This window comes from Pedobacter sp. 01T416_2 (assembly GCF_056398925.1).
In genome coordinates this window covers 1-1,410 of the sequence record NZ_JBFTQI010001096.1, presented here as the reverse complement: position 1 = coordinate 1,410, position 1,410 = coordinate 1, and the positions used below count along the sequence as shown (strand labels likewise).

The following is a 1,410-nucleotide window of genomic DNA, read 5'->3' as shown; positions in this document are numbered from 1 at the left end:
GTTTAGGTAATCTGTATTCCTCAGTGTAAAACTCAGTGAACTCGGTGGTTAAATGAAGTTGTATTTTAGCCCTCGCATAAATTCTTTTATAGACAATAATCTTGAAAATTTCCCCAAAATTACCATCTTTATAAAAGTATGAACAGTTTTTTTTCGGGTACATCTATTTTGTTTTTTCTCGGTTGCTTGGCGTTAGGCGCGTTGTATGCCTGGTTGCTGTATCGCGGCAACAAAAATTTGGATAAAAAGCTTCAGTATGGCTTAACTGCCTTGCGGATTATCGTAGTGACTACCATTGCGTGGTTAATATTTGCACCGCTCATCAAAACATTAAATTATACCTTAGATAAACCCGTAATCATTATCGGACAAGATAATTCTCTTTCCGTAAGTCAGGTTAAGGCAGTTGGTTTCGACCAAAAATTATACGAAAATAACCTTAAAGCTTTACAGGATAAACTATCAGACAAGTACGAGGTAAAAACGCTTCACTTTGGCGATCAGGTTGCAGATGGTTTCGATTTTAAAAATCAGGGAAAATTAACAGATGCCTCGGCTTTTTTTCAGAAAGTTAGAGATGAATATACCAATAGAAATGTTGGCGCCGTTATTTTAGCCACCGATGGTATTTTTAATCACGGTGGAAATCCGCTGTACAGCGTAAATCAGATTAATGCCCCGGTTTATACTATTGGCCTGGGTGATAGTATCCCAAAGCGCGATGTTTTAATTTCGAACGTAAATTACAATAACATTGTATACCTGGATGACGATTTTACGATCGAAGTTCAGGTTCAGGCTTTTCAAAGTGATGGCGAAAGTACTTCTTTAACGGTTAACCAAAATGGTGTTAAGGTAGAACAGCAAAATATTTCGATTAATGGAAGTTCCTTTGTTAAAACGATCCCGGTTAAGATCCATGCGGGTAAAATTGGTGTTCAGAAATATACCGTTCAGCTCGGGGCATTGAAAAATGAAATTACTACCCGGAATAATATCCAAACTTTTTATGTCGAAGTTATTGATGGTAGGCAGAAAGTATTACTTGCTGCGGTGGCACCACACCCTGATTTGGGCGTGTTAAAAGAAGCTATTTCGCTCAATAAACACTACGAGGCTAAACTTGCACTTGCTGATGATTTAAATACAACAGATCCGTCTAAATTCGATCTGATCGTATTGTATCAATTGCCCGATGTGCAAAACATTTCGTCAACGTTTTTAAAGAAATTAACTGGATTAAAGAAACCGATCTGGTACATTTTGGGCGCACAGAGCAATATAAATGCTTTTAATCAAATGCAAAATCAGGTCAACTTAGGTTCTGCAAATGGTTCCATTCAGGAAGTGTATGCCGATTTTGCCAATGGATTTACAAGCTTCAATCTTACGGAAGATGACAAGAAGCAG

General features: G+C 37.6%; 1 pseudogene. It reads left to right on the top strand.

Features of this window, described 5'->3' with window-relative positions:
- Positions 1 to 237: 237 nt before the first annotated feature.
- Positions 238 to 1,410: pseudogene (locus AC1DPQ_RS27675) on the top strand (hypothetical protein); the annotation flags it as partial.